This is a genomic window from Streptomyces sp. JLYT201, from assembly GCF_059448825.1.
In genome coordinates this window covers 4,912,321-4,936,067 of the sequence record NZ_CM182551.1, presented here as the reverse complement: position 1 = coordinate 4,936,067, position 23,747 = coordinate 4,912,321, and the positions used below count along the sequence as shown (strand labels likewise).

General features: G+C 73.3%; 24 protein-coding genes and 1 pseudogene. 13 read left to right on the top strand and 12 right to left on the bottom strand.

Going from position 1 to position 23,747, the window contains the following annotated elements:
• Positions 1-193: 193 nt before the first annotated feature.
• Positions 194-604, bottom strand: a complete 411-nt coding sequence (locus tag AC5WAM_RS20365; RefSeq protein WP_366796174.1) for a rodlin — start codon at positions 602-604, stop codon at positions 194-196.
• A gap of 339 nt (positions 605-943) precedes the next feature.
• Here AC5WAM_RS20365 and AC5WAM_RS20360 point away from each other — a divergent pair, with 339 nt between their 5' ends.
• The 3 genes from AC5WAM_RS20360 to AC5WAM_RS20350 all read left to right on the top strand — a co-directional run bounded on the left by AC5WAM_RS20360 (position 944) and on the right by AC5WAM_RS20350 (position 3,308).
• A complete protein-coding gene (locus tag AC5WAM_RS20360) occupies positions 944-1,354 on the top strand; it encodes a rodlin (RefSeq protein WP_366796175.1) in 411 nt (136 codons plus the stop codon).
• A gap of 376 nt (positions 1,355-1,730) precedes the next feature.
• Entirely contained in the window at positions 1,731-1,988 is a 258-nt protein-coding gene (locus AC5WAM_RS20355; protein WP_495523415.1) for a chaplin, read from the top strand.
• Positions 1,989-2,111: 123 nt separating this feature from the next.
• On the top strand, positions 2,112-3,308 hold the full coding sequence (locus tag AC5WAM_RS20350; protein WP_495523414.1) for a chaplin: 1,197 nt from the start codon (positions 2,112-2,114) through the stop codon (positions 3,306-3,308).
• A 79-nt stretch (positions 3,309-3,387) separates the two neighbouring features.
• Here AC5WAM_RS20350 and AC5WAM_RS20345 read toward each other — a convergent pair whose 3' ends face one another.
• Positions 3,388-4,620, bottom strand: coding sequence for a carboxylate--amine ligase (locus AC5WAM_RS20345; protein ID WP_495523413.1), 1,233 nt, complete (start codon positions 4,618-4,620; stop codon positions 3,388-3,390).
• 127 nt (positions 4,621-4,747) lie between these two features.
• Between AC5WAM_RS20345 and AC5WAM_RS20340 the strand changes: the two genes are divergently transcribed.
• Positions 4,748-6,058, top strand: coding sequence for a glycoside hydrolase family 26 protein (locus AC5WAM_RS20340; protein WP_495523412.1), 1,311 nt, complete (start codon positions 4,748-4,750; stop codon positions 6,056-6,058).
• A gap of 34 nt (positions 6,059-6,092) precedes the next feature.
• On the opposite strand, the gene AC5WAM_RS20335 is transcribed toward AC5WAM_RS20340, so the two are convergent.
• The 8 genes and pseudogenes from AC5WAM_RS20335 to AC5WAM_RS20300 form a co-directional block, all read right to left on the bottom strand.
• Positions 6,093-7,211: a GNAT family N-acetyltransferase gene (locus AC5WAM_RS20335; protein ID WP_495523411.1), complete on the bottom strand. Its 1,119-nt coding sequence runs from the start codon at positions 7,209-7,211 to the stop codon at positions 6,093-6,095.
• Positions 7,208-7,852 (bottom strand): YveK family protein, encoded by a 645-nt coding sequence (locus AC5WAM_RS20330; protein WP_366791023.1) that lies wholly within the window; start codon positions 7,850-7,852, stop codon positions 7,208-7,210. Before AC5WAM_RS20330 ends, AC5WAM_RS20335 begins: the two co-directional genes overlap by 4 nt.
• Positions 7,845-8,993, bottom strand: a complete 1,149-nt coding sequence (locus AC5WAM_RS20325) for a glycosyltransferase (protein WP_495523410.1) — start codon at positions 8,991-8,993, stop codon at positions 7,845-7,847. The genes AC5WAM_RS20330 and AC5WAM_RS20325 overlap by 8 nt, the downstream gene beginning before the upstream one ends.
• A 164-nt stretch (positions 8,994-9,157) precedes the next feature.
• Positions 9,158-9,886, bottom strand: a pseudogene (locus AC5WAM_RS20320) (polysaccharide deacetylase family protein); the annotation flags it as partial.
• Positions 9,876-11,627, bottom strand: coding sequence for a murein biosynthesis integral membrane protein MurJ (gene murJ, locus AC5WAM_RS20315; protein WP_495523409.1), 1,752 nt, complete (start codon positions 11,625-11,627; stop codon positions 9,876-9,878). The pseudogene AC5WAM_RS20320 and the gene murJ, both read right to left, overlap by 11 nt.
• Positions 11,624-13,012, bottom strand: a complete 1,389-nt coding sequence (locus AC5WAM_RS20310; RefSeq protein ID WP_495523408.1) for an O-antigen ligase family protein — start codon at positions 13,010-13,012, stop codon at positions 11,624-11,626. Before AC5WAM_RS20310 ends, murJ begins: the two co-directional genes overlap by 4 nt.
• A 6-nt stretch (positions 13,013-13,018) precedes the next feature.
• Complete coding sequence (locus AC5WAM_RS20305) at positions 13,019-14,575, bottom strand: sugar transferase (RefSeq protein ID WP_495523407.1); 1,557 nt, start codon at positions 14,573-14,575, stop codon at positions 13,019-13,021.
• A complete protein-coding gene (locus AC5WAM_RS20300) occupies positions 14,572-15,735 on the bottom strand; it encodes a glycosyltransferase (protein ID WP_495523406.1) in 1,164 nt (387 codons plus the stop codon). Before AC5WAM_RS20300 ends, AC5WAM_RS20305 begins: the two co-directional genes overlap by 4 nt.
• A gap of 816 nt (positions 15,736-16,551) precedes the next feature.
• Here AC5WAM_RS20300 and AC5WAM_RS20295 point away from each other — a divergent pair.
• The 8 genes from AC5WAM_RS20295 to AC5WAM_RS20260 all read left to right on the top strand — a co-directional run bounded on the left by AC5WAM_RS20295 (position 16,552) and on the right by AC5WAM_RS20260 (position 21,989).
• Positions 16,552-16,791 carry a chaplin gene (locus tag AC5WAM_RS20295; protein ID WP_495523405.1) on the top strand — a complete coding sequence of 80 codons (240 nt, stop codon included), beginning with the start codon at positions 16,552-16,554 and terminating at the stop codon, positions 16,789-16,791.
• A gap of 340 nt (positions 16,792-17,131) precedes the next feature.
• Positions 17,132-17,857: a hypothetical protein gene (locus tag AC5WAM_RS20290; protein WP_495523404.1), complete on the top strand. Its 726-nt coding sequence runs from the start codon at positions 17,132-17,134 to the stop codon at positions 17,855-17,857.
• Between the two features lie 335 nt (positions 17,858-18,192).
• Positions 18,193-18,471: a hypothetical protein gene (locus tag AC5WAM_RS20285; RefSeq protein WP_138960796.1), complete on the top strand. Its 279-nt coding sequence runs from the start codon at positions 18,193-18,195 to the stop codon at positions 18,469-18,471.
• A gap of 132 nt (positions 18,472-18,603) precedes the next feature.
• Entirely contained in the window at positions 18,604-18,843 is a 240-nt protein-coding gene (locus tag AC5WAM_RS20280; protein ID WP_366791029.1) for a chaplin family protein, read from the top strand.
• 343 nt (positions 18,844-19,186) lie between these two features.
• On the top strand, positions 19,187-19,690 hold the full coding sequence (locus tag AC5WAM_RS20275; protein ID WP_495523403.1) for a DUF5949 family protein: 504 nt from the start codon (positions 19,187-19,189) through the stop codon (positions 19,688-19,690).
• A 343-nt stretch (positions 19,691-20,033) separates the two neighbouring features.
• A complete protein-coding gene (locus AC5WAM_RS20270; RefSeq protein WP_495523402.1) occupies positions 20,034-20,540 on the top strand; it encodes a hypothetical protein in 507 nt (168 codons plus the stop codon).
• A 140-nt stretch (positions 20,541-20,680) separates the two neighbouring features.
• Positions 20,681-21,073 (top strand): tyrosinase family oxidase copper chaperone, encoded by a 393-nt coding sequence (locus AC5WAM_RS20265; RefSeq protein ID WP_495523401.1) that lies wholly within the window; start codon positions 20,681-20,683, stop codon positions 21,071-21,073.
• 46 nt (positions 21,074-21,119) lie between these two features.
• Positions 21,120-21,989, top strand: a complete 870-nt coding sequence (locus AC5WAM_RS20260; RefSeq protein ID WP_495523400.1) for a tyrosinase family protein — start codon at positions 21,120-21,122, stop codon at positions 21,987-21,989.
• A 125-nt stretch (positions 21,990-22,114) separates the two neighbouring features.
• On the opposite strand, the gene AC5WAM_RS20255 is transcribed toward AC5WAM_RS20260, so the two are convergent.
• Positions 22,115-22,387 (bottom strand): chaplin, encoded by a 273-nt coding sequence (locus tag AC5WAM_RS20255; protein ID WP_495523399.1) that lies wholly within the window; start codon positions 22,385-22,387, stop codon positions 22,115-22,117.
• A gap of 223 nt (positions 22,388-22,610) precedes the next feature.
• Between AC5WAM_RS20255 and AC5WAM_RS20250 the strand changes: the two genes are divergently transcribed.
• The gene (locus AC5WAM_RS20250; protein ID WP_366791035.1) at positions 22,611-22,895 is read left to right on the top strand and encodes a hypothetical protein; all 285 of its coding nucleotides are present in this window, start codon (positions 22,611-22,613) and stop codon (positions 22,893-22,895) included.
• 19 nt (positions 22,896-22,914) lie between these two features.
• Here AC5WAM_RS20250 and AC5WAM_RS20245 read toward each other — a convergent pair whose 3' ends face one another.
• Positions 22,915-23,709 carry a M23 family metallopeptidase gene (locus AC5WAM_RS20245; protein WP_495523398.1) on the bottom strand — a complete coding sequence of 265 codons (795 nt, stop codon included), beginning with the start codon at positions 23,707-23,709 and terminating at the stop codon, positions 22,915-22,917.
• Positions 23,710-23,747 lie beyond the last annotated feature (38 nt).

The window sequence follows — 23,747 nt, the reverse complement described above, 5'->3', positions numbered from 1 at the left end:
GCACAAGTGGAGTGCTCAGGGAAAGACAGTTCCGGGCCGACCCGATCAGGAGTGGCAGAAGCTCGTGGGACGTGACTTCTGGCCCCGGCCCTGAGGCGGCCCGGGCCCGGTGGCGCGGGGCGCTCCCTCACAGCACAGCGGGCCGCCGGGGAGAGCGTGGCGGCCCGCTGGTACCGGGGGCGACGGGCGGACGTCAGTGGTTGCCGGCGCCGTTGCCGGACAGGACGGGAATGTCGTTGAGGATGTGCGACAGCGGCTCGTCGCCCTTGGCCTGCGTGGAGTTCTCGACACACTGCTGGTTCTGCGGCGCCGACAGGATCGGGATGTCCTGGACGGCGACCGGGACCACGCCGACGAGCGAGCCCACGTTGGCCTTGGCGGGCAGGGCGATGCAGGGCTTGTTGAACGAGCCCTGGATGAGTGCCATCTGCGGGCTCATGTTGCCGTGCGTGGCGAAGTTGCCGAACTCCTGCGAAGCGCCGTTGCCGCTCGCCGAGGTGGTGCCGTGGTCGTTGCCGATGGCGCTCGCGGTGGGTGCCATCGCGGCGGTCATGCCTACTGCGGAAGCGGTGACCGCGGTCGCGGCCATAACCTTCTTGAGCACAGGTTTTCCCTTCTGATGAGCCCCGTCTCAGCCCCTTCCAGGAGCACTTTGGGTAACTGCCGCTATGGCCAGGGGTTGCTCCGGTTCACCCGGATGGCTCACCTGCGGGATATGAAACTCCTACTTCCCTGCAGAGATGTGCGGAAGCAGAAGAAATGACAAAAGGATAAGGGTGGTGCGATCAGCTGATCTCTGTGCTGCGGACGTGTTGTCGGTCCGGTGTCGAGTTCCTTCCGGGAAAAGGATCCGATGGGGTGAACGTGCGCAACCGTGCGCCTGGTAGGCCTGTTGAACCGGGCTGAAGCAAGCCGTGTCTCTGTCCAGGAAAAGGAACAGGAAATGCTTAAGAAGTCAATGGCAGCGGCCGCGGTCGCCGCGTCCGTCGTCGGAATGTCTGCCGCCGCCGCGCCCACCGCGCTGGCCATTGGTGACGACAACGGCACCCACTCGATGAGCGGCAACGACGCCAAGCAGGCGTTCGGCAACTCGGCCACGCACGGCCACATGAGCCCCCAGCTCTCGGCCGTCCAGGGCTCGCTGAACAAGCTGTGTGCGGGCGTGCCGATCAAGGCCAACATCGGCTCGATCGTCGGCGTGGTCCCGGTCGCCGTCCAGGACATCCCGATCCTGTCGGCGCCGCAGAACCAGCAGTGTGTCGAGAACTCCACGCAGGCCAAGGGCGACGAGCCGCTGTCGCACATCCTGGACGACATCTCCGCGCTGTCCGGCAACGGTGTGAACAACGGCTGATTGCGCCGCGCGTTCCCGGGTCGCCCGGGCCGCCCGTACCTCGTTTTCGGGGATGGCGGCCCGGGCGGCCTTTTCTGTGCCCGGTTGTGGTGCGACCTCTGTGCCCATGTGGGGTGCGGCTTCTGTGTCCGTGTCGGGTGCGGCCGCACCGTGCGGGATCGGCTTCTGATCCTTTCGGCCACTTCATTCCGGCTCTCGCGCACGGTGTTTTCAACTCACCCTGCTCCAGGGCTTCTTGGTCCTGCTGAGTCAATCGAGTGAAATTCCGAATCGCGTCACCATCTCGGTTTCCTCGCCCAGTTCCACTCGTTAACAGGACTCAGGTCACGGTGCGGGAAGCAAATATTGACCGCCCGGTTTCGACCGCCGTATAGGCGTGACCCGACAGAAGGGAAATGTTGTGAAGCTCAAAAAGGGCGCTGCCATCGTCGCGGGCGCGGTTCTGGCTCTGGGTGTGGCTTCCCCGGCGTTCGCCGACGCCGACGCCAAGGGTGGCGCGCACGGCTCTCCGGGCGTGCTGTCCGGCAACGTCGTCCAGGTTCCCGTCCACGTTCCCGTCAACGTGTGCGGCAACAGCCTCGACCTGATCGCGCTGCTGAACCCGGCGTTCGGCAACACCTGCGTCAACGACTGACGCAGCAGCCAGCCCAGCTGTTCAGGCTGCGCCTTCGCCGGCCTTGGCGTACCACTCGGTGCCAAGGCCGGCTCCACCGCACAGAGGAAGATCACTAGATTGCGACAGGCCCTCAGTAAAGGAATGCTCTCCGCCGCCGCGGCGTCGAGCATCCTGTCTCTGTCTGGCACCTCCGCCCTCGCGGCTGACGCGAGCGGAGCGGCCCACGGTTCTCCCGGCCTCCTGTCGGGCAACAGCGTGCAGGCCCCGGTGGAAGTGCCGGTGAACGTCTGCGGCAACACCGCCGATGCTGCGGCAGGCCTCAACCCGGCGACCGGCAACAGCTGCGCGAACACGGGGCGGTCGGCCCACCCCGAGCGCGCCGCCGCCGCCCGCGCGCAGCAGCAGCCGGTGGCTCCCGCGCACGTGGCGAAGCCTGCCGCGGAAGCGAAGAAGCCCACCCGAGAAACGGCGAAGCCCGCCCACGAGCAGCGGACGGCCGCGACCCCGAAGGCGCGGAAGCCCTCGACGGCGCACGGTTACGGGGAGCGCTCCGAGGCGCACGACCACGCGGACCACGCCTCCCGCGCGGCCCACGCCGAGCGCGCCGACCGCTCCAGCCGCCGCGCGACGGCGCACCCCGCCCCCGTGTCCCCGCGGCAGGAGTCCCGGCCGCACAAGTCCCCCCGGCACGCGGCTCCCAGGCACGCGGCCCCGCGGCAGGAGTCCCCCCGTACGCAGCCCCCGGCCGCCAAGCACGCGGCCAGGCCCGCGGTGGAGGCCGCTCCCCAGCCCGCCGCACGCCCCGCGGCCGAGCCGGTCGCCGAGCGCGCCGTCACGACGCCGCCCCCGGCCCCCCGGCCCGCCGGTTCGGGAGCCACGGCCACGGGTGAGGCCTCGGACTCGCCGGGTCTCCTGTCGGGCAACCTCGGGCAGCTCCCCCTGGAGCCCGTGCTGGACCTCTGCGGCAACACCGTGGACGTCGTCGCGGCCCTCAACCCGGTCTTCGGCAACCGCTGCGAGGAGGACTCGACGCCCACCCCGCCGCAGGAGCAGCCGATGCCGCCGCGTGGGAAGCCGCCGGTCCGCCCGGCCGAGCCCACGGCGCCGGAACCGAAGGCTCCGCCCCGGTCGGTGACGCCGCCCGAGGTCCCCGTGCCGGTGCACGAGGCCCCGGCCGTGCCGCCCGCGCCCCGGGTCGACGTCGTCCCCGCCCCCCGGGCCCAGCTCGCGCGGACGGGTGCGGAGCCCGGCCTCCTGGGTGCCGCGGCGGCGAGCGCCGCGCTGCTCGGTGCCGGTGCTGTCCTCTACCGACGCGGACGCGCCACGGCTCGGCCGTAGTCGAACAGCCGCCACGTGAAGCGTGGGAGGCCGACCCGGACCGGGTCGGCCTCCCACGCTTCACGCATGTCCGGGCCGCTCAGCTGCCGAGCCGCTCCGGTTCCCGCACACCTGCCCGTGTCGCCGGTACGGCACGCGCGCGTACGCGGTCACGCAGTCGCCGTGCGACATTGCGGCCCCACAAGCTGCGCAGGGCCGTGCCGGGGGCGCGGTCGTCCGGGGCGTGCCAGGCCAGCTCGCGCGCCGTGCTCTGGTGCGGGAGGAGCGCGCTCAGCGGGGCGTAGTTCTCCACCAGGAAGGTGCGGCCGGGCAGGGGGCGCGGCGCGGACAGGGGACGGTGCGTCAGGTCCAGGTGCAGCGCGCGGACGACGTCGAGCTCGGCGCCGTCGGCGAAGAGGCGGAACTGGGCGCCGGGGCGCGGGTTGAAGTCGAGCAGGTGGTACGTGCCGGTCGCGGTGTCCTGGCGGAAGTCGAGGTCGAAGACGCCCCGGTAGCCGACCGTCGTCATGAGCCGGGCGGCGAGCGCCTCCAGGGCGGGGTTGGGCACCCACTCGCCGCGCACGGTGATGCCCGCCGCGCGGGGCCAGGCGCGCAGCTTGCGCCCCGTGCCGCCGCCGTGCACGCGGCCGTCGCGGCCCACGTACCCGTGCACGAACCAGTCGCTGCCGCCGTCCGCCGCCACGAAGGCCTGGAGCAGCAGGGGGCTGCCCGCCTCCGCACCGCGTTCGAACAGCGCCGCGGCCTCGCCGGGGGAGCGGACGACCACCGTGCTGTGCAGGCCCGCGTCGCGCGGCAGACACCAGGGGCGGCTCCACTTGGCCACCGCCGCCGGGCCGAGGCTGCGGGCGACCGCCGCGGCCCGGCTCGCCGAGTCCGGCAGCTCGGTCCGCGGATGCGGTACTCCGGCGGCCGCGCACAGCTCGGCCAGCGCCGCCTTGTCCGCCACGCTCTCCGCCGTGCCGGGTGGCATCGCGGGCAGCAGGAACCGGTCGCTCAGTTCGGTCCGCTGGGCGCTGACGGCCAGGGAGCCCGCGTCGTCCAGGGGGATCAGGACGGCGGGACCGCGCAGGGTGGCGGCGACGCGGAGCAGCGTGGCGGCCACCTCCGCCGGGGACGCGGCGGGCCCGGGCGGCGGGTGCATCCGGTGCAGATAGCGCGAGCGGGCCACCGGGCTGTGGGTGTCGGCGGCGACCAGGTGCACCTCCACTCCCGCACGCCCCAGGGAGCGCACCGCGCCCAGCGTTCCGTGGTGGAAGGAATTCCTGTCGATCCGCAGCAGGACCGCGGGGATGCGTGTATCCAGACGCTGCACTTTCGCCCTTACTGTTCGATCGCCCAAAGGGGCGATCTGTCGGCGCGGAGGATTAGGAGCTCGATTGGCGCAATAAACATAAAAATGACTGAGCGTCAGTAAGCGGAGGCGGAATCGAGGAGCAGGCATGAGGACCCGACACAGTCATCGACGCGGTAAACGCGCGGTCTTTATCGCCGCCGGAGTCATTATGTCGGCCGCGCTGGCCGCCGGGCCGGGATACGCGGTGGACATCCGGCGTGCCGACGACCCGCCCCCGCCCGCCACGCCTGCGCCGGCAGTCCCGGCGACCCCCGCGACCCCCGCGACCCCGGAGACTCCGGCGTCCCCGGCCACTCCTGCCAGCCCCGTGCCCGCGAGCCCGGTCGCTCCCCGGCCGCCGGTCGCCCCCGCCGTGCCGTCGCCCGCCGAGCCCGCCAAGCCTGCCGAACCCGCCGGGGCGAGCACCTTCGGCGCGTACGTCGACTACGGCTCGCGCGGCCCCCGCCGGATCCAGGAGCTCAGCGAGTGGCTCGGCGGCGCGGAGCTGCGGGTCGGGCACACGTATCTGCCGGGGGACCGGTGGAGCAACATCGAGGGCGCGCCCGACTTCCTGGAGAGCTGGGCCGACTGGCGCAAGGAGAAGGACGACCGGCTCTTCGTGCTGAACGTGCCGATGCTCGACCGCAACGAGGAGGGCGTCGGCGACTACGCGGTGCGCTCGCTGCTGCGCCGGGGCGCGGCGGGCGAGTTCGACGAGCACTACCGCGTGCTCGCGCGGCGCCTGGTCGACCTCGGGGTGCCGGACACGGTCCTCGTGCTCGGCTGGGAGATGAACGGCACCACGTACACGCACCGGTGCGCTCCCGACCCGGAGTCCTGGAAGGCGTACTGGAAGCGCATCGTCACGGCCATGCGCGCGGTGCCCGGGCAGAAGTTCAAGTTCGACTTCACGCCGAGCCGCGGCCGGGACGCCGTTCCCTGGACCGAGTGCTATCCCGGTGACGACGTCGTCGACATCATCGGCATGGACTCGTACGACCAGCCGCGGGGCATGGCGTTCGACGAGCAGGTGAGCGAGCCGTACGGGCTCCAGCACCACGTCGAGTTCGCGGCGCAGCACAAGAAGGCCATCTCGTATCCCGAATGGGGCCTGTTCCGCAACGGGGACAACGCGGAGTACATGCGCCGCATGCTGGCCTGGATGGACGACAAGCAGCCGCTGTACAACACCATCACCGACTACTGTCCGCACGGCGTGTGGCAGTGCTCCTCCAACCCCAGGTCCTCGCGGGTCTACCGCGACCTCCTCACCGGACGCGGGGACACGCCGCCGAAGCCGACCGAGCCGAAGCCGACTCCGACCGAGTGTTCCCCGCTGGACCTCGGCGACTGGGTCGAGTACTGGCTGGGAGGCAAGCTGTGCCTGCGCTTCGACTGGTGGCGCAGGGACCGCTGAGGCGGGCCGCACAGTCGGTCGCGGTGGCGCGGACCTACTCGGGGGCCGCGTCACCGCGACGCTCACGCCGGGCGTCGAGCAGCCGCTTGCCCCAGCGGCGTCCGGCCGCCGAGGCGGCGGCCGCGGCGAGCAGCGGGGCCGTGCCGGTACGGGCCAGCAGATAGCGGCGGTTGACGACCGGGTCGGGGCGCCAGTGCCGCTTGTAGGGCTCGGTACCGCGCAACAGGCTCAGCGTGCGGGGCCGTTCGCCCGCGGTGTGCCGGGTGCAGGCGTCCAGAAGCATGGTCGCCACGTCCGCCTTGCGCTCCCGCAGCAGCGGATGCGCGCCGTACAGATAGCCCCCGGCCAGGCCGCCGGACAGGAGGGTCAGATCCGCGGCCATCACCTCGCCGTCCAGGCGGAACTCGGTGACGACCGCCTCGCCCGCGGCGACCATGGGCCGCACCGAGCGGATCAGGTGCTCGCGGAAGCGCGGCCGCAGGTGCTCGGTGGTCACCTTCCGCCCCTCCCACTGGAGTTGGTGAAGGCGCAGCAGCGTCCCCAGGGACTCCGGTACGTCCTCCGCGGGGACGATGTGTGACTCCACGCCGAGCTTCGCGAGTTTGCGCAGCTTGGCGCGGGTGCGCTGGGCCCGGGGCGTCGGCAGCCGGGCGAGCAGCTCCTCCATGGGCAGCGGGGGGAGTTCGAGGCACGGCGAATCGTCCACGACGTGGCGGGGCCCGCGCCAGCGCGCGTGCACGCGCTCCACGCAGCCGCCCGGGCGGACCTCGCGGAAGTCGAGCAGGGCGGCGCGCGCCAGGCCCGCGAGGCCCTCGGTCAGGGCGCGCAGGCCGTCTTCGGTGGCCGTTTCGTCGAGCAGTACGTCGGTGAAGTCGGAGATGGCGCCGCCCAGCGGGGTCAGCACGGGCAGCGGGCCGCGTGCCCGCATGAGGGGCGCCGCCGCGACCAGTTCCTCGCCGTCCCTGACCAGCAGGACCCGCAGCCGCCCCCGCGTGCCGTACGACTGCCACCAGGAGGACAGCCAGGCGTGGCTCTGGAACGGGGTCGCCGTGCGGCAGGCCCGGTAGAGCCGCCCCCACGGCGCGCCCAGGCGCTCGAACTCCTCCTCCCGTACGCAGAGTTCGACCGCCAACCGGCCGGCCGCCGCCGTCACACCGCGTCCCCGGCCAGGACCGGAGTCGGCGCGGGCACGGCGGCCGTGCCCGCCCGCGCGGCGGGGCGCCGGGGCCTGACGAGAAGGGCGAGACCGCCGAGGAGGCCGCCCGCGCTGGTGCCGACCAGGGCGCTCACCGGCGTGGACACCGACGAGGGCGCGGTGGGCTTCAGCGCGCGCGAGAACGGGAGCAGCTTGATCTGGGTGCTCTTCTTGGTGTGGTTGGCGCTGACCGTGAGGGAGCGCGCCACGGCGTTGGCGGTGAGCGCGGCCTCACCCGGGTGGGCCGAGGACGCGGTGATGGCGATCATCGGCGCGTCCGGCGAGGTCGCCACGCGCACGCTGTCCTTGAGCTGCGTGGCCGACATGCCCGCCGCGACCTGGGCGTCACCGAGGACGGCCAGCTGGGTCGCGACACGGCCGTAGGCCTGCGCGTAGCCGATCGCCGTCGACGGGTCCGCGCGCTCCTGCGGCACGGCGATGACATAGCTGGTCGCCGCGTACTGCGGGGTGTGCAGGACGCCGTACGCGCCGCCCGCGGTGGCGCCGAGCAGCGCGCAGGCGGGCAGCGGCCACCAGCGGGGCAGCCGGGCCAGACGGGCGCGCGCGGCACCGGACCTGGCGGGGAAGGGATTACGCATCGAAGGTCACCTCCGAGGTCGAGCCGGAGAGAGCCGACTCGTAGACGTTCATCAGCTGCCCGGCGCTGCGGGCGACGCTGTAGTGGTGGGCGGCGGGCGGTGCCGTGCGGGACGCGGTGCCGCGCGGGCGCAGGGTGTGCAGCGCGCGGGCGAGGGCGTCCGGGTCGCTCGGGCAGGGCATGGCGAGGCCGCGCTCGGCGCAGGGCCGGGCGTCGATGGCCGGGCAGTCGGCGTAGAGCACGGGAAGCCCGCTGGCCAGGCCCTCCAGGAGGGCGAGCCCGAAGGCCTCCTCGGGTGAGGGGGAGGCGAGCGCGTCCATTGCCGACAGGAGGGCGGGCAGGTCGGTACCGTCCGACGGGGTGGCTTCGGGCTCGTGCCGGGCCTCTCCCGCGAAGCGCACGCGGCCCGCGATCCGCAGTCGCTCGGCGAGCTTCCGCAGCTCGGGCTCTTGCGGTCCCGTGCCGACGAGCACGGCCAGGACGTCCTCCGGGAGCTGGGCGACGGCACGCAGCAGGACGTCGAAGCGCTTGCCGGGCGTGAGGCGGCCCACTCCCCCGACGACGTAGGCGTCCTCCGGCAGGTCCAGGCGGCGGCGCGCGATCGCGCGGGCGGCGGGGTCGAAGCGGAAGAGGTCCGCGTCGATGCCGTTCGGTACGACGCTGATGCGCTGCCGGGGCACTCCCCACCGGTGCAGGCGCCGGGCGACGGCGGGCGACACGGCGACGGTGACGCGGCCCAGGCGCTCCCCGGCGAGGTACAAGGCGCGTACGCCGCCCGTCAGGGGCCGCCCCTCCATCTGGGACTCGCCCAGCGAGTGCTCGGTGGCCACCACCGCGCGGACGCCCGCGAGGCGGGCGGCGATCCGGCCGTACAGACAGGCCCGGTACAGATGGGTGTGGACCACGTCGTAGTGCCCGGCGCGGATCAGCTTGGTGAGCCGGGGCAGGGCGGACAGATCGCGATTGCCGGACATGCCGAGGTGGGTGACGCGGGTGCCCTCGGCCATGATCTGGCGGGCGACGGAGCCGGGGTTGGTGAGCGTGACGACATCGCAGCTGGACGGCAAGTGCCGCAGCATCAGCCGGAGTTGCTGCTCCGCGCCGCCCATGCCGAGGCCGGTGATGACGTGCAGGGCCTTCACGGTTTCACCGTCCTGGGTGGCGCGGCTGCCGTGTTCGAGGTGCTGCGGGGGTCGGTCGCCGCGCCTGCCGATGTTTCACGTGAAACACGCGCACGCGTGGCTGTTTCACGTGAAACATGCCCGCAGGGCGCACCCGTCGAAGGGCTCCCCGCCGGCGGCAGCGCCCTCCCCCGCGCCTTGTTCAGGCGCTCCTTCAGCCACAGCCGTACGCCGATGTCCTGCTGCCCGATGTGGACGCGCGGCAGGGTGAAGTCCCCGGTGAGCGGCCCGGAGTCGATGGCGCAGGCGTAGCGGTACCCGGCCGCGCGGACCGCGTCCCTGACCCGGGCGTCGACGTAGCCGTACGGATAGCAGAAGCCGTCCACGGGGGCGCCGATGAGCTGGACGAGGGCGCTGCGGCTGCCCGCGATCTCGTGCTGGAGCTGCTCGTCGTCGGCCCGGGTGAGGTCCACATGGGTCAGGCTGTGCGAGGCGACCTCCATGCCGCCGTCGTGCGCGGCACGGATGCCCTCGGCGCCGAGCAGGGGCTTGCGCGGGCCCAGCGGGTCCCAGGCGTTGTCGCCGTCGAGGCGGCCGGGCAGGACGAAGAGCGTAGCGGTGCAGCCGTGGCGGTGGAGCAGCGGCAGGGCGTGGTCCACGAAGTCCTGGTAGCCGTCGTCGAAGGTGAGGCCGACGAGCCCGTCCGCGCGGCCCTCGGCGCGAGCGCGCAGCAGCTCGGCCATGGACACCCCCGTGAGGCCTCGGCGGCGCAGTCGGGCGAGCTGGGCGTCGAGGCGTTCGGGGGTGACGGTGATGCGGTACGGGTCGTCGGGGCAGCGGTCCACGGAGTGGTACATGGCGATCCACGACCGTGTGGAGGCGGTGCGGGGGGCGGGTCTGGTGTCAGCGGTCATGACGCGAAGCCAGCTTTCGTAGGGCGGGGCCGAGGGCGGAGACGGCGGAGACCAGCGGGCCGACGCGCAGGAACCAGGCCACGAGCACGAAGGCCAGGAGCACGGTCGGGCCGCAGGCCAGGAGGGCGGGCACCGGTGCGGTCAGTGAGCGCGCGCAGAGCGCGCCCAGGAGCGTGGCGACGGCGGCGGCGATGACGAGCCCGGCGAGCTCCGCGACGACCTTGGGGATGCGGATGGGGACCGTGCGCGGACCCATGCCGCGCAGCAGCAGCGTGGCCGTGAGGCAGATGCCGATGGCGTTGGCGGCGGCGATCCCGTACACCCCGAAGGTGCCGACGCTCAGCACGCCGAGGCCCGCCGTGGCGACGATGCCGAGGCCCATCGCGGTCACGGGCGCCCAGGTGACGCGGCCCCCCGCGAAGTAGGAGCGGGCGAGGGCGCCGACGAGGGTGTGGCCGAGCAGCCCCAGGGAGTACACGCGCATGACGGAGGCCGTGGCGGCGGTGTCCTCGGGGGTGAACGCGCCGCGCTCGAAGAGGAGTTGGATGAGCGGGTGTGCCCCGGCGATCACGGCGGCCGCGCCGAGCAGCACCACGCACCCGGCCGTCACGACGTCCCGCTCCACACGGTCCCGTGCCTTGAGGGTCTGCCCCTCGGCCTGCGCCCGGGCCAGGACGGGGAACGTGACGGTGCACAGCATCAGGGCCAGGGCCATCGGCATCTGCGCGACCTTCTGCGCGTAGTTCAAATGTGAGATGGCGCCGCCGGGCAGCGACGACGCCAGGAAGCGCTCGATGAGGACCTGCGACTGGCGGCACAGCGCGAAGAGCAGCACGGTCCAGATGACCGTGGTCCGCAGCCGGGGCGACGCCGTTCCGGTGAGCGTCCGGGCGGTGTCCGTGCCGGAGCCGCGCCGCAACTGCCGGCACAGCGACGGAACTTGCGCGACCACCATCAGCGCGCCGCCCACCGCGACCCCGGCCGCCGCCGCCCGGACCCCCCACCGCGCCGCGAGCAGGGCGAGCGTGGCGATGATGGCCGCGTTGTAGACGACGTAGATCAGGGCGGGAACGGTGTAGCGCTGATGGGCGCGGAGGGCGGCGCTGCAGTAGCCCGCGAGGCCGAAGGAGAAGGCGCAGGTTGCCGTCAGCCTCGTACAGTCCACGGCGAGCCGCTGGTCGGGCAGGCCGGGCGCCAGGGTGGCCACCACCCAGGGCGCCGCGAGGGCGAGGGCCAGGGCGGCGGCCGCGAAGCACAGGCACATCCGGGGCAGCGAGGCGGCGACGAGGGCTCGCACGGGGTCGCGTCCGGTGCCGCGCCCGCGCTGGGCGAGGGCCAGACTGAACGCCGGTACGAGGAAGAAGGCCAGGCCGTCCTCGATGAGGAGCGTCGCCGCCATCTCCGGCACGGTCCAGGCCACCAGGAAGGCGTCGGTGTCGGTCCCGGCGCCGAAGAAGTGCGCGAGCGCCTGGTCCCGGGCGAGCCCGAGCAGTGACCCGGCGACGGACAGCGCGGCGGTGACGAGCGCGGCCTTGGCGAGGAACCTCCCGCCCCGCGCGGGCGCGGGCTCGGCACCGGCGGAGGCGGACCCGACGTCAGCGGGAGCTTCCCCCCGGCCATCGGGGTCGGCGGCAACTGCCCCCTGACCGTCGGCCCGCTCCTCGTGGGGTCGTACGTCGACGGGTGCCTCCCCGGGAGGCCGCAGCGCTCCCGTGTCCCCGCCCCCGGAGGCCGTGATCATGGTGCGGTTACCTCCCGCCGCCGCATGTGGTCGCCGACCCCCCACCAGGCCGCGACCCCGAGGACGATGGCCGTGAGGACCGTCGAGGGCCCGCCGATGTCGGCGTACAGGAAGTCGACCAGCTGCCACACGAGGAGGCCGCAGGCCAGGAGCGCGCAGTCGAGGCGGTCGCCGGGCGGGGCGGCGGACAGCGCACGCGTGCGGGCCCAGCGCCGCAGCCCGCAGGCCAGAAGGCCCGCCCAGCAGCCCGCGAGGGCGCACAGGCCGAGCAGCCCCTGTTCGCTGAGGATCAGCAAGTACATGTTGTGCGGGGACAGGAGCGGCTGACGGGCGAAGCCGTGGCCCGCGCCCGCGGTGTCGCTGCCGGAGGAGAGCGCGACGGAGGCGTGGCTGTCGCGGTACTCGGGGAAGCCCTTGAGGCCCACGCCGGTGACCGGGCGCTCGCGCCACATGTCGACCGAAGCGGCCCACATCGTGTACCGGTCGGTGACCGACTGGTCGGGTGCGTCGGCGACCTCGGTGATGCTGCCGAGGCGCTGCTGCAGCATCTGCGAGCCCACCCCGAACCCGCCGACGAGGACCACGGCCGCGGCGGTCGCGGCGAGCAGCACGCGCAGCGCCCGCCGCACCCCCGCGAGCACCAGGACCACGCCGCAGGCCGCGGCCGTGGCGATCCACGCGCCCCGGCTGAAGGACAGGGCGAGCGGGACGAGCAGCAGCGCCGCGCAGGTGACCGCGGCGGCCCGCTGCCGGGGCGCGCCGTCGCGGAAGGCGAGGGCGAGGGCGCAGACCACGCCGAACGACACGACGGTGGCCATCCCCATGACGTCGGTCGGCCCGAACGTCCCGACCGCGCGGATGTCCTCGCCCATGTACGAGGCGCCGGTCCCGGTGACGTACTGGTGCACGCCGAGCGCGCCCTGCCACCCGGCGAGCCCCACGAACGACCAGGCCACCAGGCGTACGTCACGGCCGTCCCGGAGCAGCGCGAGGACGGCGAGCGGCACCAGGACGAAGATCTGGAGGTAGCGGGCCGCCCCGGCCAGCGCGGCACCGCCGGTCGGCGCGGCGCACGCGGCGGCGGTGACGCCGACCACGGGCAGGCCGAACAGGAGCGCGGCGGCCCGGGTCAGCGGGCGCCGCGCGGAGCGTACGGCGGTCAGGACGCACAGCGCCACGACGAGCCCCGAGACCACGTCGGCGACCGTGATCTGCGGTCCGCCGCCGGAGGTCCCGGCGGGAACCGGAAGGGCGAGCAGCGCCACCACGGCGACGATCGGCAGCACGGGCGTGGCCCGCCGCACGGCGGGCACCAGCGCGGCGAGGTACGGCGGCGCGGGGGCCGACGCGGGCGGCGGCGCCAGCGCGTGATCAGCGACGGGCACCGTGGGTCAACTCCCCGAGTGTCGTACGAGACAGCCCACCGTGCGCAGCAGGATGCACAGGTCCTGCCAGAACGACCAGCTGTCGATGTACGCGTTGTCGAAGCGGCACCGGTCCTCGATGGAGGTGTCCCCGCGCAGGCCGTGGATCTGGGCGAGCCCGGTGATGCCGGTGGGCATGCGGTGGCGCAGCGCGTAGTCGGGGTACTTCTGGCTGAACTGGGCGACGAAGTAGGGGCGTTCGGGGCGGGGCCCGACCAGGCTCATGTCGCCGCGCAGCACGTTCCACAGCTGCGGCAGCTCGTCGAGGGAGGTGCGGCGCAGGAAGCGGCAGTACGCGCTCATCCGGTGCTCGTCGGCGACGCTCCACCGGGTCGCGGCCTCCTGCGGGTCGGCGGGCCGGTGGGTGCGGAACTTCAGCAGGGTGAACGGGCGGCCGCCCTTGCCGACGCGCTCCTGGCGGAACACGATGCCGGGCCCCTCCAGGCCCCGCAGGAGCGCCGCACACACCAGCAGGACCGGCGCGGCGAGGACGAGGAGCGCGGCCGACACCAGCACGTCGAGGGCGCGCTTGCGCAGGCTCGTGCGGAGCGGACCGCCGGGCGGCAGCGGGCGGCACGGGAACCCGGCCACGTGCTGGTGCCCCGCGGGGGCCGGCACCGGGGCGAGCTCCCACAGGTCGCAGCCGAGGGCGCGCAGGGCGGGCAGCCAGTGCTCGCGGGAGTCCGTGCGGCCGGTGGCGATCAGCACGGTGCGGACGTCGTTCTGGATGGCGGCGCGCTGGAGTTCGTCCAGGGTGGCGAGCACCGGCAGGCCCGGTGCCGTCTCCTGGCCCTGGGCGGCGAGGTCGGCGGGGTCGCAGACGACTCCGACCGGGCGCATCCCGCACCGCGGCTGGCGCAGCAGCGCGGTGGCCACCGCGCGGGCGCGGGGTCCGTGGCCGAGGACGAGCACGGGACGCGGCCCGCGCGCGAGCGCCCCGCGGAACCGCGCGTACACCAGGGCCCGGCCGGCCGTGCTCAGCGCGCAGTGGGCCGCGCACGCCGTCACGAGCGGGACGGGCGACAAGGAGACGAGCGGGGCGAGCGGCGGCAGGACGGGAAGGCCGGACAGGGAGGCCGCGCACGTGGCCGTCACGCACCAGGCGACCGCCACGCGCCCGCCGAGCGAGGGCAGTTCGTCGAGCGCGCCGGGCATCCGCGCGGGCCGGTACAGACCGCCGTGGGCGTGCAGCGCGACGACGGCCGTGGTGAGCAGCGCCATCGTGGCGGCCCAGGAGACGAGGGTCCAGGGAGCGGCCGCCGCCCAGTCGGCCGCGGCCCCCGGCAGGGGCCCGGACCCGGCGGCCTCGGACACGGCGTACGCGCACACACCGAGTGCCGCCGCGGCCCCGTCGACGGCCAGCAGCGGCCAGGCGACGCGCCGTCGGCGCGCGGGCCGCCACGGGCCGTGCCCGACGCGCTTGGCCAGCGCCTCCCGGGGCGCCACGACGACGGCCGCGGCCGGGTCCTGCTGGTGCTGTCTCAGCTCCCCTGACGAGGTGACGACGGTTCGTTCCGCACTCACGGGTTGGTGCACTCCCTGTCCTTCGTGGCGGCCGCGTACGTGGGGGGTGCCGTGCCGAGCAGTTCGCGGTAGACCTCCTCGATCGCGCGGGCGGTGTGCCGCACGTCGTGGTGGTCGAGTACGTGGCGGCGCGCCCGGTCCCCGAGCCGGTCGCGCAGCGCCCGGTCCCCGAGGAGGGCGATGAGCGCGCGGGCCAGGGCGTCGGGGTTCTCCGGCGGCACCAGGGCGTGCGGCACGAGGTCGGGCGGCAGGCTCTCGCGCGCGCCGTTCACCTCGGTGACCACGACGGTCCTGCCGCACGCCATGGCCTCCAGCGGGGCCAGCGCCATGCCCTCCCAGCGCGAGGGCTGGACGACCACGTCGGCCGCGCGGTACCAGGGCGCCGCGTCCGGCACCGCACCGGCGAAGAGCACCGAGTCGTCGGCGCGCGCCCGCAGGGCCTCGGCGTCCGGCCCGTCACCGACGAGGGCGAGGCGGGCTGCGGGCAGCGCCGCGGTGACGGCCGCCCAGGCCCGGAGCAGCACGTCCTGCCCCTTCTGGCGGCACAGCCGCCCCACGCACACCACCAGCGGCGTCGCGGCGTCGCGGGCCGGGGGCAGCGGCAGTTCGGCCCGGCTCGCCTCCCTGCTCCGGGGCGGGAAACGGTCGACGGCGATGCCGTTGGGGACGACCCGGGCGGTACCGCCCACGCCCGCGCGCAGCCCGGTGTGCCGCTCGGCCTCGCTGACGCACACGAGCCGGGCCGTCCAGCGCGCGCCGTGCCTCTCCCAGGCGCGGGCGAGCACCGCCGTCACCCCGCCGACGGCCTCGAACGACCAGGCGTGCGGCTGGAAGACGGTGGGCACGCGCCCGCGCACGGCGAGCCGCACGGCGAGACCCGCCTTGGCGCTGTGGGCGTGCACGAGGTCGGGGCGTACGAGGGACACGACCCGGTCGAGCTCGCGGACCTCGGACCACAGCGAGGGCCCGGGGGAGCGGCTCGCCGCCCAGGCGTGCCCGCGGCCGCCCGCGAGCACGCCGCCCGGGCAGGCCACGTGGACGTCGAGGCCCGCGGCGCGCTGGGCCTCGACGAGGTCCAGGACCACGCGCGCGACGCCGCCGTCCACGGGCTGGCTGACGTGCAGGACACGCGGGGGAGGGAGGACCGACGGCTGCGGCATGCGCGATTCCTCTGGATGGGTGCGAGGCAAGGTGCGTTACCGCCGTGCGTCGACGGCCGCGGTGGCTCCGGCCCGGAGAGCGCCGCGCGGGGCGGAGGGACGAGGGCTCCCGAGGGGCCGAGGCCCGCCGACGGAACGGGTCCCGGCGAGGGGGCGGCAGCCCGGTGCCGCCTTCCGGGTGACCGCCCGGGGGTAGGTGATCGCGGGGGCGGCGGCGCGTACGACCCCTGTGCGGCGCGGCGCGTGATACCTCTTTGCCGACTCACCGTGTTTCTCCCCGCCACCGGGTGGCGCGGCCGCCGCGTGCCCGGGCACCAGCGGGAACGCGGCGCACGGCAGCGGGGCGGCGAGGACGCGACGCGGGCCCGGGGAGTGGCACATGACGGCGTTGGCCTTCCGGAGTGGGAGGAGCGGAGAAACGCTGGAGCACGGAGGCGGGCGTAAGAAGGAGAGTGCGGGGGCGAAGACGGGGCTAACCGGGTGAATATGCACATTTGTGGCATGAGCACATCTATGGCTGAAATTCCTCAAGAGGAAGCGCAACTGTAGCGGGAGCCAAGAGCCTTCTCCGTGACCCGGCCACGTGTGTCGAAACTGTGAAGCGGGTGGTCAATTCGCTGGCTGGAGAGGGTTCGTGGACGTGAGCCGCCGGTGTGAGTAACACGGCGAGGCAACACGACGACACGGCTGTCACCGAAATGGCTCGCTCCAGCCATCACCCGTCCGGGGCACAACCGACCGTCAGGCATGGCCGTTGATCCACGCGCCGGGCATCCCGCACGGCACAAGCGTCATTTGACCAAGGAGCAACTCTCCATGTCGCGTACCACCAAGGCCCTCGCCCTCTCCGCCGTCGCGGCCGCCGCCGTGGCCGGTGGCGCCGGTGTCGCCGCCGCCGACAGCGGCGCGCAGGGTGCCGCCACCAACTCCCCCGGTGTCGTCTCCGGCAACGCCGTCCAGGTTCCGGTGCACGTGCCCGTGAACGTCTGCGGCAACACGATCAACGTGATCGGCCTGCTGAACCCGGCGTTCGGCAACACCTGCGTCAACGACTGAGCTGACGCCTTCTTCGGTACGGCCGCCCCACAGCCTGTGGGGCGGCCGTTTCCATGCGCCGACGGCGCCCTCGCCCCGTGCCGCGTCCGGGTGAGCGGCGGAGGCGGCCGTTCCGGCGTGTCGGCCCCGCATCGTCGGCGTGTCGCGCTCTTGGACCCGTACTCGAATGGCGGGTAGCCGCAACGCCCAGGAGCCGCCCCGTACTTCCGCTTCCCACCTGCGTAAACGCCCGGTCGGCCCGCAGGGGGGTGTGACGCGGCGCGCCCGCTCGGTTGCGGAGGGCGAGCCTCCCTTTCACGGTGAGCACAAGATCCGACGGACCACCGAAAGGGAACGACCTATGCGTGCTCTACCCGCACGGCGTATCGCGACCACCACGCTCTGCGCGGCGCTTCTCCTCGGCACGGCCGGACCGGCCATAGCCATGCAGGCGGAGGCCCGCCAGGAAGCGACCGCCGTGAAGGCGCCCGTCCCCGGGGCGGACGCCCTGCTCGGCCAGGTGCAGGCGCTCGGAGACCTGGGCGGCGTCCTCACCCCGACCACCGACCTCCTCGAAGCCACGCTCAAGGCCGACAACGGCCAGCTGCCCGCTCCCGACGCCGCCAAGCTCGGCGACGCGGTCAAGGAAGCCATCGCCAAGACCACCGCCGGGGCGCCGGTCGCCCCGCCCGCCGCCGTGCCCGGCGTCCCCCAGGCACCCGCCGCACCGGCCGCACCCGCCGTCCCGCCTGCCCCCGCCGTGCCGCAGCTCCCCGCCGCGCTGCCGAAGCTGCCGCTGGGCGGCCCGCAGGCCGCGCAGGTGCCCCTCGACATCAAGGACGACGCCCTGAAGGCGCTCCAGACCGCGGTGGACACCCTGGTCAAGGCCGTCACGAGCGGCGACCCGACGCAGGTCGTCCCGGCCGTCACCGGCGTTCTCACCAGCCTGGTCAACACGGTCGTCGCCACGGTGCTCAGCGGTGGTCTTCCGGTGCCGAACCTGCCGGGCCTGCCCCCGCTCCCCAAGCTGCCGACGGACGGCCTGCCGGTGCCGAAGCTGCCCGTCCCGCTCCCGGTGGAGGAGTAGACAGAAAAGCGCGCGGACCGGGAAAGCACGCGTCCCTTCCGGGGCGCGCATGACGAGACCCGCCCCACCGGCACGTGCCGGTGCGGCGGGTCTCGTCATGCGCGGACCGTCAGGTGTTCGTCAACTTCACGTGTGCGTAGTCCAGTTGATATGAGAAGAATGCGGGTTCCCTTCCATCGAGTGGGTTCCGGGAAGTTTGAGTTTCAGGGGTTTCCGTGCCGAGTTCCGCTCGTTAGGTCCGGTGAGAGAGACGACAGGCAGAAGTAATTGCCTGAGCAGTGAAGCCCATTGGTGACCCGGCCAACGGTGACAAGAGTTACCAAGAAAGGAACACGATGAAGCCCCTGAAGGCTGCCGCTGTCCTCGCTGGATCGATGGCGATCGCCGGTGCCGCCGCGCCCGCTTTCGCCAACGACCTGACGCCCACCAGCCTGAACGGCGGCCTGGACACGCTGCTCAGCCAGTCGACCCTGGACGCGGCGCCGCTGAACACCAACATGCTGGACACCGAGAACAAGAACTCGGTCGTCAACACGGTCAAGCAGGCCACGGACGGGCTGAACGCGAGCGGCGGCCCGACGCAGCTGCTCGGCGGCCTGCCGCTCGCCAACTAGTCACCCGAATTCCCGGTTTCCTTCGGGTGGGCTGAGCCGAACGGGAAACCGAAAATGCTTGGGCGTGTTATTCCAGGAATCCCCTGAATTCCGCCCCTAGGCTTCAGCCAAACCCTAAGGGAAGGTTTGATGATGAACACTGCCAAGAAGGCCGCTCTCGCCCTCGCCGCCGCCGGTATGGCTGCGGGCGCCGCGTCGGGGACCGCTTTCGCCGACGCCGACGCCGCCGCTGACGCCACGCACTCCCCGGGTGTCGGCTCGGGCAACATCGGCCAGATCCCGGTGAACGTCCCGGTCAACGTCGTGGGCAACACCGCGAACCTGATCGGCGCCCTGAACCCGGCGTTCGGCAACAGCGGCGTGAACAACTGACGTTCGCCCGCGGCACGTTGCGTCCCGGCCCCGACGCCACGGGACATCGCCCGGCGCTCTCGGTGCTCCCGGCACCCTCGATGCTCTCCGGGCGAACGCGACACTCAAAGGCCGGTCAGCGGAACCCTTTCCGCGGGCCGGCCTTTCGCGTGCCCGATCGCACGCAGGGCCGACCACGTGCACGCAGGGCCGACCACACGCACGCTTAGCGGAGCGAATTCGGGAGCCCTGCCCCTGCGCACCCGTTCGACCGACTCCCCCTTCGTGTGATGCGGAACGGCCGTTCGGCCACTTAGGTGACAAGCGCGGAATCCCTGCCGCGCGCGTCGCTACGGTTTCGCCCATGACCACGAAACCGAGCGAGCAGCGTCCTTTCCGGGCGGCCGACATGGGCACCGTGGGTGTCATCGCCTGGAGCGGTGAACACCCCGAGGAAGAAAAGGACATGGCCTTTCTCATGGCCTATCCCCTGGGGGACGCCGAGGGCGGTCCGGACGCCTCGGCGGAGGCGGTCGGCGCGCTCCTGCACAACTCCGGTCTGCCGGTCGGCGGCCCGCTCCTCGACGGCGCGCGCAACCCCAGCCTGCCGGTGACCCTGCTCGTCGAGGCGGGGCAGGCGGTCGTCAGCATGCCGCACGTCAACGCCCAGTGCGTGGTCCCGCCCGAGTGGCTCGCTGCCGTACAGGAGCGCGGGCACGCGTACTTCATCATGACCACGCGCGCGTGGCCGGAGGGTACGCCCGGCGCACCCGTGTCGGAGGACAACCTCAGGTCCTTCGCGGGCGACGAGGAGACCCTGACCAACGCCACGCACTGCCTGCTGCCGGTGCAGCGGCTGCGCGGCTGAAGAGCCGAAGAGCCGAAGGAGCGCCACGGCCCCGTGCGGGCAGGTCGCGGAGCGGTGTGGCGGGGCTGTGGGATTCACGCTCCGAAGCCTCAGTCGGAGCCGGAGCCGGAGCCGGGGGCCGGAGCCTCAGCCGGGGCCGGAGCCCGAGCCGAATTCGTACGGGCCTTTCCCGGTGAATTCACCCGGCCCCGCACACCGAGAACTCCGGCAGGGAGATCAGTCCAGGGGATCATCCGTTAAAGCGAGTATTCGGTTGCTCGGGCGAAGTTTGTGCTGGTGCGCGGGGCGGGCTCGTTGAGCCTGTGCGAACCGAGTGGTCGCCGTGAGCGAAAGGATCCGAGCCATGAAGCACACCACGAGGGGGGCCATCGCCACGGCCCTCGCCTGCACCGCGGCAGCCTGTGCGGCCTCGACCGCGGCCGCGGCGGACCACCCCGGCGTGACCGTGCCGCTGGACGGGGTCAAGCACTCCCTGGGCCTGCACACCCCCGAGGTCACCAGCACCCTCCCGGTGCCACTGCCCGGCGGTGACTTCGAAGGCCCCCGCTACGTGGAGGGCAAGCTGCTGCCCGAGCGGGCCGTCCCGCAGATCCCGGTCGGCAACGCGCTGCCCGACGTACAGATCACGGCTCCGCTGACGGACGTGGTGGGCGAGGACAGCCTGAAGAGCGTGGACCTGGCGGCGCACGGCTCCGACGTGTACGCCCTCACGCCGGGCGCCACGCTGGAGGCGCCGCTGGGCACGCCGGGCGCCGACGGCACCGCCCTGCCGCCTCTCTCCCTGCCCGGCGGCGGCCTGCACCAGCCCCTGCTCAGCGCACAGCCCGCCGCGGACCTGGGCCTCAACTGACGCCCGCAGGCCCGGCGGCCCGGCGGCCGGGCTTGGCCCCACTCCGGTGCGACCGGGCCCGCGACGGCCGGGCCCGTAACGGACCGCGGGGGTCGGGCGGTTAGAGGTCCAGCAGCACATGGCCGCGGAAGAGGGAGCACATGAGCGCAGCGCCCGGTACGCCACTGACCCACCGCCTCGGGCGGCGCCACCTGCTGGGCGTCGCGGCCGCGGCCACGCTCGCCGCCGTGGGGGTGATGCGGGCGGGCGGGGCGCGGGCCACGCCGCCGGGCGCCGCGGACGAGGGCTCGTTCGACGAGATGTACCGGGGGCGGCGCATCCAGGGCGACCCGGTCCTGGGCGAGCGCGGCGCGGGCCGGGACCGGTGGCGCGTCACGGTCGACGGCAGGCAGCTCGGCCTCATGCGCCGCGCCGACGGCACCTACCTGACCATGGTCGACCACTACGGGTCGTACGCGACCCCGCTCGCGGCCGCCCGCGGGGCCGTCGACGAGCTCGGGATGACGGCGCGGCTGAGCGGTCACACCCACTGACGGGCCGTGACCGCACGGGACGCTTGGGATGGCGAAGGGGGCGCGCGTGGCCTACACACGCAAGAACCAGAACCGGCTGACCGGGGCCGAGCGGCGCAGATTCGTGGACGCCGTACTGACCCTGAAGCGCCGGGGCGAGTACGACGAATTCGTCCGCACGCACATCGACTTCTACGTGGCGGACGGCGAGGAGCGGCTCCGGGTCGCCCATATGACGCCGACGTTCCTGCCCTGGCACCGGCGCTTCCTGCTCGACTTCGAGCAGGCCCTGCAGCGCGTCGACGACGCGGTCACGGTCCCGTACTGGGACTGGACGCGGGACCGCTCCCCGGCCGCGTCCCTGTGGGGTGAGGACTTCCTGGGCGGCAACGGACGCGAGGGCGACCGGCAGGTGCTCACCGGTCCGTTCGCCCGGCGCAACGGGCACTGGCGGATCAAGGAGAGCGTCACCGACGGCGACTTCCTCACCCGCGCGTTCGGCAACCCCTCGAACCCCATCGACCTGCCTACGCCCGCCGACGTGGAGTGGGCGATGAAGGACTCCCGGTACGACGTCCCGCCCTGGGACTCACGGGCGGACGGCGGCTTCCGCAACAAGCTGGAGGGCTGGACGTCCGGCGTCGGCACCGCGCGGTGGCGCAACCACAACCGCGTGCACCGGTGGGTCGGCGGACACATGCTGGGCGGCGGCTCCGTGAACGACCCGGTGTTCTGGCTGAACCACGCGTTCGTGGACCTGCTGTGGAGCCGCTGGGAACGGGAGCACCGCAGGGGCGCGCGCTTCCTGCCGGAGCACCCGCCGGGCCTCGGCGAGCCGGGGCACGGCCGCGTCGTCGCCCGCAACGAGCCGATGCCGCCGTGGCGCACCACCCCGGGCGACCTGCTCGACCACGAGCGGATCTATCGCTACGTGTGAACCAGTACCCATGTGTGAACCAGTACAGGTGAATCAGTACGGAGGAACCAGTACGGGGGACCATGAGTGTGAAACGGGAAGCCCCCGGCGAGATGCTCGCCGGGGGCTTCTCCTTGGTGGCGTGCTCAGTGGCCGTAGCCGCCCTCGCCGCCGGTGCCGCCGTTGTTGACACAGGTGTTGCCGAACGCCGGGTTCAGCAGACCGGCGGCGTCGATGGTGTTGCCACAGACGTTGACCGGGACGTGGACCGGAATCTGGATCAGGTTGCCCGAGAGGACACCGGGGGAGCCCTTGGCTTCGCCGTGCGCGCCGGCGTCGGCCGTGGCGAGTCCGGCGCCGCCCAGCACGACGGCACCCGCGCCGAGCGTAAGGGCGGCTGCCTTCGCGATGCGAGACATCACGTTCTCCTTCGAATTGGAAAGCACGGCCGCGTGGGTGTGGCCGCGATTGCTCTAACGCGACTCTCTGATGTGAAGTAACGGCGTGAATTCATCGATGATCTTCGGGAGATCGAACAGGTGCGGCGATTCGAGCAGTACTTCTGTAGGCCATTAGTGCCAGCGGTGGGCGGAATGCGGTGCGTGCCCGTGTCCCGCGGGCTGCTCCGCCGTTGCTGAGGGCATGACTTCAGCGCGACGAATTCTGGCCGCCGTGTCCCTCGCCGCCGGTGCGGCGGCGCTCGTGGCACCCGCCGCCCACGCGTCCACCGGCGCCCAGCAGCCCAAGGAGATCTCGCCGATGGCCACCCTCGACGAGCTGGGCCGCATGCCGCTGCCCGAGGCACAGCACGACGCCGTGCCGACGGTGTCCAGCCAGCTCGGCGGACTCCACCGGCTGAACGAGCTGCACCAGATCACCGACCTGGTGCAGCCGGTGACCCAGCTCGTCCCCGCCGTCCAGACCTGAGCCCGCGCCGGGCCGCGCGCTAGGTGAGCCGGACCCCGCGCCGGGCCAGATATCCGACTGGGCTGATGTCCGAGCCGTAGCCGCGCCGGGACCGGATCTCCAGGTGGAGGTGGGGTCCCGTGGCGCGGCCCGTGCTGCCGCTGCTGCCGATGCGGGTGCCGGTGCGGATGCGCGCCCCCTGCCGCACGGAGATGCGGTTCAGATGCGCGTACAGCGCGTAGTGGCCGTCCGGCATCCGGACCGTGACGGCCTTGCCGTACGCCCCCGACCAGCGGGCGAGCACGACGACGCCCGAGCCGACGGCGTACACCGGGGTGCCCCGGGGCACGGCCAGGTCGATGCCGGTGTGGTGGCCCGCGAGCCAGTTGCCGCGGATGCCGTAGCGCGCGCTGACGCGGAAGCGGCGGCGCAGCGGGCGGGCGAAGCGGCGTGGCGGGCCCGTGAGCGCGCGGACCTCGGGGACCGTGGCGTCGGCCGCCGCCAGGTCGTCCTCGAAGTCCGGGTCGTAGCCGACCAGACAGTCCTCGTGCGGGTCCGCGGCGCCGTCGAAGCCCATGACGTCGTCCGGATCGACGAGGCCGTCGGAGTCCTCGAAGCCGTCGACGTCAGCGATCTCGGTGGGGTCGCCGATGTCGGTGGGGTCGGTGGTGGCGGCAGTGGCGTCAGGATCGGTGGGGTCGTCGCGGTCCACGACGTCGTCCGGCGGGGTGCCCGCCATGCCGAGCGCTCCTGAGGCGAGCAGGACCACACCGATCCCCAGTGCGTCACGTCGTGTTCTGCCCGCTGCTTGCGGGCCGTCTATGTGGGAGCCCATGTCCGACAGGACAACGGGGGCGGCGTGGTGGCGCACGC